We start from the raw sequence: 6,842 nt of genomic DNA, 5'->3' as shown, positions 1-6,842 counted from the left end.
ACACACACACCCCCCCCACACACCCCCCCACCCCATGGTGTTTGGGGGGTTGGTTTTTTTTAAACCCCCCCCGCCCCCGCTCTCAGACCTGAGGGCCCAGTTCTGTGTTTTTTACCCCGACCGGCCCCTTCGTCGTTCCCGGGCCGCCGATGAGCTGCGTGCCCCCTTGCGCGGGGGGCGCCGTGGCCCCTGCGCGTCATCGGCCTTTGCTCATATCGCTTGGGGCCCGGGTTCTGACCGGGTAGTCCGACCGGCTCGTATTTCCATGATTATGCCGGATGTCCCAAACAGGGCTCCAGCAGGCCCAAGGGGCACTCTCCCGGGCCCTGCCAGGCCGGCCCGTGGACGTGGATGAGCTCCGCTCCGCCCCCGATGCCGCCGCGCTCGCGGCGACGGTCCGGACGGCGGTCGCCGGTGCCGGCCCGATGCGCCGACAGGAGCTGCGGCGGGCGACCGCGCGTTCCCACGGACGGCCTCCCGCTCCGGCCGTGCCGCAGGCGCCGGGCGAAGTCGACCACTTGCTCCGATCGTTCCTCCGCCTGGGCACGCTCCCGCGCATACAGATGAACCAGTTTGTGAAGTCGGTACCGGCCGGGAACGGGCGAGGTCAGGAGACCGGAATCCACGAGCATGGCCAGGTGCGCCTCGGCCGCCCGCTCCGCAGCGAAGGCACGGACGACCCGTGAGGCATCGAATTCCAGTTCGTCGCCGAGCCCGAGGAGCCGCAACAACCGCGACGTCGCTGCAGGCAGCTCCCGGTACGACCAGGAGAGGACCGCCCGGAGCGAGGTGGCCGGATCTCCCGGAATGTCCAGGTGTTCGAGCTGGTCGGCATTCCCGTCCATCATGTCCACCCACGCGGAGAGGGGATGGGCGGGGTGACGCGCCAAGCGCTCTGCCGTGATGCACAGCGCCAGGGGGAGATTGCCGCAGAGCGAAACGAGTGTGGCCGCCGCTTCGGGCTCCGCGTCCACCCGTTCCGTTCCGATGATCTTCGCCAACAGGTCGACGGACGCGGTCTCCGGCAGGCAGCCCACGTCGATCCGCACGGCCCCGTCCCGGATGATCAAGCCGTCAAGACGGGAGCGGCCGGTGACGACCGTGACGCTGCCCGGGCTGTTGGGCAGCAGGGGGCGCACCTGGTCCGCGGATTGGGCACTGTCCAACACGATGAGCATCCGCCGCCCGGCGAGTGCCGTCCGGTACATGGCGGACAGCTCGTGGGTCTCCTTCGGCAGGGTGTCCGCGGGGTACCCGAGAGCAGTGAGGAATCCGTGCAGCGCGGTCGACGGCGTCATGGGGGCGTCGCCTTTGAAGCCCCGCAGGTCGACGTCCGCGCGGTGAAGAACGGATCCGTTCCCTCGGCCATGAAGCGGACCTCGTCGGCCACGCGGACCGGGAGCTCGATCGTCTTGTTGTGGAAGTGGAGCTGCACCGTCTTGTCCGACTTCCGCATGTCCCAGCGGATGTCCGGCCGACGGCGGACGGCGGTGTCCAGGTCCATACGGCCGAGCTGCTCCAGGTCGGTCAAGTGGTGCCGCAGGACGGGGGAATTGATCGAGATCGCCTGGGTGATGGCGTTCTCCAGCATCCCCGCCGCGGACAGCTTCTCCGCCAGGATGCCGATCAGCCGGGTGAGGTCTTCCTCGGACTGCCGACTGAGCTCCTTGTCGGAGACGAACCCCAGCGGCAGGCCCTGCCGGAACCTCACGTCACTCTTGAGCACCTGCTCGATGGCCTCGACCAGGATGGTCGCCCGCAGGACCGGCCGGGCGCCGAAGGTGAGGTGCAGCGACGCGCTGTCTGTCGACCGCGCCGCGTGCACGGTCCCGCGTGGCAGGTACAGCAGGTCGCCGGGATGCAGATCGAACTCGTGCTCCGGCTCACCGTACTCGTCGATGGGAACCTGGTGGTTCTGGTGCTTCAGGGGAAGCTCATAGCGGGTGCCGTACAACGCCCACCGCTTGACGCCGTGCGCCTGCGCGATGAAGACGTCGTGGTTGTCCTGGTGCGGCTTGAATCCCTGAGCCTCTCCGCCGGGGGTCAGGTAGGTGTTGACCTGGAACTTGGCGTTCGTCTCCGCACCCAGGGCGTGGACGAGCCGCTTCAGCGGCTCCCAGCGGCCGTGCAGCCCGTCGATGATGATCGTCGCGCCTTCGCGGTAGCTCGCGTAGACCGCTTCCTGCGCGTTGGTGTGGCCGTGCGGGCCGTATGCGAGCCGGTCTTCCACCGACACGATGCTGCCTTCCGCGGCCACTCGCACGTCTTCGTTGTGCAGGCTGGAGAGGGAAAGGATCTCGTCCACGTCGTCGAGCGTGAGCAAATCTGCGTAGAACGCGCGATCGCTGCGGCGGATCAGCAGCGGCTTTTTCTCGAAGAACTCATTCTGGAATGTCGCCATATTCAGTGGGGCGATCAGCCTTGCCAAGCCGAGGGCCGGCTGCGCGGTCGATTCACCGTTCTTCTGGTACACAATGGTTTCCACGCACACACCTCTCAATATGAAACCAAAATCGAGGCCTACCGGCCACTACAGCCTGCGGGATCCGGGATGGAGATCTCGGATCCCGCAGGTGGGGTACGACTTAAACGTCGTTGTCGTCGAGACCGTGGTCCTTGCCGAACGCGGCGAGCTCGAAGTCCCCGCGACCCTTGTTGGTGTCGCCCCAAGGCCAGCTCATCTGCCCATTGGTTTCATCGGGCCGTACAACCTGGATGTCGGCAGCATTCAGACTATTGGACACGTCTACTTCCCTCCGCTAGTGAGAAACATTCGATCGGAGTTTCGATCGAATCCATAGTCTCTGAAGCCGCGCTGCAAGCCCAGGCAAACCCACCAGCAAAAACACGGGCAAATTCGCCCCGCACCGAAATTTCCGATGCGGGGCGGCGGAGGCGGTGCTCGGGGTGCCGGGTGCGGCACTCGGTCGGTGTCGCCTTGCCGGAACCGGCAACTGCACGAGTCCGAACCGGCAACGCGCCTCTGCGGCGGGCGGGTGCTCCCTGCCCGACTCCCGGTTCGCCGGCTGAGCGGTGCGCTGGTGCGGGGACACCAAAAAAGGCAGGCCCGGATCCAGTGGATCCGGGCCTGCCTTTGAATGGCTGAATATCGAACGTCATGCTCCCCGCCAGGGGTGGCGCCTTCGACGCTCGGCCCCGGCGCTCGGGGGCCGCTTGAGTTCTCAGCTCTCGGCATCGACCTCTGCGGCAGCGAAAAACACGTCGGCGGCAGCACGGGCTCGGTCGAGGTCGGCGATCGGTTCACCGATGATGCGCCCGGCCAGCTCGGCAGCCAGCCCGAAAACGTCCTCCCGGAGCTCGGCCTCGGCGATCAATCGGTCGGCCTCCAACTGCACGGTGGCCGCGGCGACCAATTCCTCGCGCGCCTTCTGCCCCTCCGCACGAACGGCGGCGAGGAGGGCGACGCCCTCCTCGTATGCAGCCTGGCGGATCTGCGAGACCTCGTGACGGGCCGCATTCAACTCCGCCTGGTATTCGGCATGAATACGCAGCGCCTCCCGCTGGATCGCCTCGGCCCGCTCGAGTGTGCCCGCAGTAACCTCTTCACGCTCTACGAGGGTCTTCTCGATCCGGGGAAGCAGAACCTTGGCCAGGATGGCGAAGACCGCACAGAAGGCGAAGAAGCCGACTATGAGTTCAATGACATTCGGTTTCAGGGGTCCCATGGTCAGATCATAGTGGCGTGCCATCGGCCCCACTTCGAACGATGATGGCCAAATGACTTGAAGCCGACTATTGATTCCCGTCGCCCGATCTGAAGCACGAGCGTGTCAGTAGTGGACCGCGGTGCAGGTGACCGTCGTTTTGCCGTCGGCCGTCTTGACGACGTACTTGCTTCCGGTGAGGCCGCCGAGGTCGAAGCGCCCGGACTTGTCGATGGGGACCGAGCCCGACGTGGATCCGGAGTAGGTCACCGTCGTGCCGGCCGGGAATCCCTGGCCCCACACGTGGTACTTGCCGGCCGAGTCCACCTCGACGTTGCACTTCGCGGCGGCGGGGGCCGCGGTGGCCGAGGCGTGTGCGGCGACGGCGGGGCCCACCGCGAGAGCGGGGGCCGCCAGGAGTGCGAGTACTGCAAGACGACGAGTCCGGTTCATCATTCAACCTGCCTTGGACGCTGACGGTGCGACCGGTGAGGCGTGACGGCTGTGATCCCGCGGCAGCGGTCGCACGGGACGCCGAGGGGGAGATCTCGCTCCGTTACGCCGTGCTGATGCCGTTTTTCATCGTATCGTCCGACTGATCGCACGGCATCTCGCGGATGGCCGCCGGGAACACCGGCGACCGACGGTCGGGGCCGGTCCCCCGTGCGGGTGGGACCGGCTGCGGCCGCGGCTGCGGGACTAGAGCTTGATGCCCGCGATGGTGTCGGCCAGGGAGTTGAGGAACCGGTTGACGTCGGGCGCGATGGAACTGGACGCCAGGAAGAAGCCGAAGAGGACCGCGACGATCGCGGGGCCGGCCTTGATGTGGTTGCCGCGGACGAGCACCACCAGGATGACCGCCAACAGAACCACCACTGACAGCGAAATGGCCACTACTGATCACACCTTCGGTCGTCCCCTGGTCGGCCCGGGGCGCACGGCCGCGCGCGCCCCCACATGGACCATCCTCCCACCAACGGGCCCCCGCTATCCGCCCCGTGGCGAATCGGCGTCGGCGCGTTCCCGCCAACCGCTCGTGCACCGGGCACATTTCGCCCGTGGGGCCGGGGTCATGCCCCGGTGAGGCCGAGGAGGGAGCGGACATACGCGTACTTCGCGGACAGCCGCTCCCGGGTGGGGCCGTCCAGTGCGGAGAGCCGTGCGGGATCCGCGTTGTGCGCCAGGTCGGCCTCCTTGACGAGGAGGGCGCCCGGGGTGGCCAGGATCCGGGCCGCGTACTCCTCCAGTGGTTCGCCGGTGCGCTTGGTGACCGCCAGCACCATGTCCTTGACGGGCTGCGGAAGGGCCGCGGAATCCAGCCACTCCCGGCTGAGCGCGTCGTCCTCGACGGCGTCGTGCAGCCACGCCGCCGCCTGCTGCTCCGGGCTGCCGCCGCGGGCGCGCACCCCCTCGGCGACGGCCGCGAGGTGCTCGGCGTACGGCCGGCCGGCCTTGTCGGTCTGGCCCTCGTGCGCGGAGCGCGCCAGCGCCTCGACCTCGATCAGGGTCAACGGTTGCTGCTGCGTCATGCGGTCCCCTTCGGCTGCGTCCCTGTCGTCCGTGTCGTCTCCGTCGCGTGTGCCCCCTGTGCCGCCGCCTTACGCAGGGCCTGCGCGGCCCGGCGCACGTCGGCCTGCGTGGTACGCCAGTTGGAGAACGCCGCGCGCAGGGCGGGGGTTCCCGCGTAGACCGTGGGGGTGACGAAGACCTCCTCCTGCGCCGCCTCGCGAAGGGCCGTCAGACGGGCCGGCGTGGGGTCTTCGGCGAGGGTGAAGCAGACGACGTTCAGGCGGACGGGGGCGAGGACGCGGAAGGCCGGGTCCTGCTCCAGTTCGGCGGCGAGGGCGCGGGCGCAGGCGATGTCGCGCTCGACGATCTCGCGGTGGCCTTCGCGGCCGTACGCGCGGAGCGTGAACCAGGCGGCGAGGGCGCGCAGCCGGTGCGAGTTCTCGGGGGTGAGGTGGACCAGGTCGGGGCGGTCGCCGAGGGGGCCGAGGTAGGCCGCGGCGTTCTGGAAGACGCGGGCCTGCAGGTCCTGGCGGCGGGTGAACTGGACGGCGCTGTCGTAGGGGACGTTCAGCCACTTGTGCAGGTCGATGCAGACGGAGTCGGAGTCGTCGAGGCCGTCGACGAGGTGGGCGTGCTCCGGGGAGAGCGCGGCGAAGGCTCCGAAGGCGGCGTCGGTGTGGAGCCAGAACGCGTGGTGTTCGCGCAGGGCGGAGATCGCGCGGAGGTCGTCGAAGTCCACCGTGTTGACGGTGCCGGCGTTGGCGACGACCACGGCCGGTCCGGGGGTGTCGGCGAGGGCCCGGTCCAGGGCGGCGGGATCGACGGCCTCACGGCCGGGCAGCGTCGGGACGCAGACGAGGGAGCTGCGGCCGAGGCCGAGGACGGACAGGGCCTTCGCGATGGAGGAGTGCGGGGCTCCGGAGAGGACACGGACCGGGCCGAGGGCTGCCGCGCCGTCCTCGGACGGAGAGACGCCGAGGCGCTCGCCGAGCCACTCGCGGGCGATGGCGAGGCCGGTGGTGTTGGACATGGTGGCCCCGCTGACGAAGGTCCCGGTGTGCGCGTCGGTGAGGCCGAAGAGGTCGCGGAGCCAGGCGGTGGTTTCGCGTTCGAGGTCCTGGCCGGCGGGGTCCAGGGCGGAGTTGGAGTTCTGGTCGTGGACGGAGGTCAGCCAGTCCCCGACGAGGGCGGCGGGGGTGGCGCCGCCGGTGACGAAGCCGAGGTAGCGGGGGCCGGCGGAGGCGGAGAGCCGGGGCGCCCAGCGCCGGGCGAAGGCGTCGAGGGCGGAGGCGGTGCCGGTGGGGTGGACGGGCAGCGGGTCCGCTTGCCGCGGGGACGCGGACGGGGGCGTGGGCGTGGGCAGGGGTACGACGGGACGGTCGTCCAGCGCTGCGAGGGTGTCGGCGGCGGTGCGGCGGGCGGCCTCCAGGAGCTCGGGGAGGCGGGCGAGGTCGGTGGCGAGCGTGCGGTCCATGGGGGCACGGTAGGGACCCGCCGGGCGCCGCGGACCGGCCAATCCGCAGCGATTGGCCCGTCCGATCCACCGCACCACCGCCGGATCCCGGTGGGCGCGGACGGCGGGGCGGACGGCGGGCCCGGGCAGAGCCGGGCCCGCGTGTCGCGCTGCCGCGGGAGCGGGGCCGGGGTGCGGTCGGGTGTCCGGGGCTC

7 protein-coding genes are annotated in these 6,842 nt (G+C 69.6%); all 7 read right to left on the bottom strand.

Features of this window, described 5'->3' with window-relative positions:
• Positions 1 to 269: 269 nt before the first annotated feature.
• The 7 genes from ACFXA3_RS30500 to ACFXA3_RS30470 all read right to left on the bottom strand — a co-directional run bounded on the left by ACFXA3_RS30500 (position 270) and on the right by ACFXA3_RS30470 (position 6,648).
• Positions 270 to 1,298 carry an NB-ARC domain-containing protein gene (locus tag ACFXA3_RS30500; RefSeq protein WP_385191850.1) on the bottom strand — a complete coding sequence of 343 codons (1,029 nt, stop codon included), beginning with the start codon at positions 1,296 to 1,298 and terminating at the stop codon, positions 270 to 272.
• Entirely contained in the window at positions 1,295 to 2,485 is a 1,191-nt protein-coding gene (locus tag ACFXA3_RS30495) for a cupin domain-containing protein (RefSeq protein WP_385191847.1), read from the bottom strand. Before ACFXA3_RS30495 ends, ACFXA3_RS30500 begins: the two co-directional genes overlap by 4 nt.
• Positions 2,486 to 3,182: 697 nt before the next feature.
• Positions 3,183 to 3,686 carry a hypothetical protein gene (locus ACFXA3_RS30490; protein WP_385191845.1) on the bottom strand — a complete coding sequence of 168 codons (504 nt, stop codon included), beginning with the start codon at positions 3,684 to 3,686 and terminating at the stop codon, positions 3,183 to 3,185.
• A gap of 105 nt (positions 3,687 to 3,791) precedes the next feature.
• Positions 3,792 to 4,121 (bottom strand): hypothetical protein, encoded by a 330-nt coding sequence (locus tag ACFXA3_RS30485; RefSeq protein ID WP_385191843.1) that lies wholly within the window; start codon positions 4,119 to 4,121, stop codon positions 3,792 to 3,794.
• Between the two features lie 243 nt (positions 4,122 to 4,364).
• Positions 4,365 to 4,559 carry a hypothetical protein gene (locus ACFXA3_RS30480; protein ID WP_030297273.1) on the bottom strand — a complete coding sequence of 65 codons (195 nt, stop codon included), beginning with the start codon at positions 4,557 to 4,559 and terminating at the stop codon, positions 4,365 to 4,367.
• Between the two features lie 176 nt (positions 4,560 to 4,735).
• Entirely contained in the window at positions 4,736 to 5,194 is a 459-nt protein-coding gene (locus tag ACFXA3_RS30475) for an HD domain-containing protein (protein WP_385191840.1), read from the bottom strand.
• Positions 5,191 to 6,648 carry a pyridoxal phosphate-dependent decarboxylase family protein gene (locus ACFXA3_RS30470; RefSeq protein WP_385191838.1) on the bottom strand — a complete coding sequence of 486 codons (1,458 nt, stop codon included), beginning with the start codon at positions 6,646 to 6,648 and terminating at the stop codon, positions 5,191 to 5,193. The genes ACFXA3_RS30475 and ACFXA3_RS30470 overlap by 4 nt, the downstream gene beginning before the upstream one ends.
• Positions 6,649 to 6,842 lie beyond the last annotated feature (194 nt).

Source organism: Streptomyces sp. NPDC059456 (genome assembly GCF_042750055.1).
GTDB lineage: Bacteria > Actinomycetota > Actinomycetes > Streptomycetales > Streptomycetaceae > Streptomyces.
Note: the sequence above shows the minus strand (reverse complement) of the source record. Positions and strands in the feature narration are given on the sequence as shown.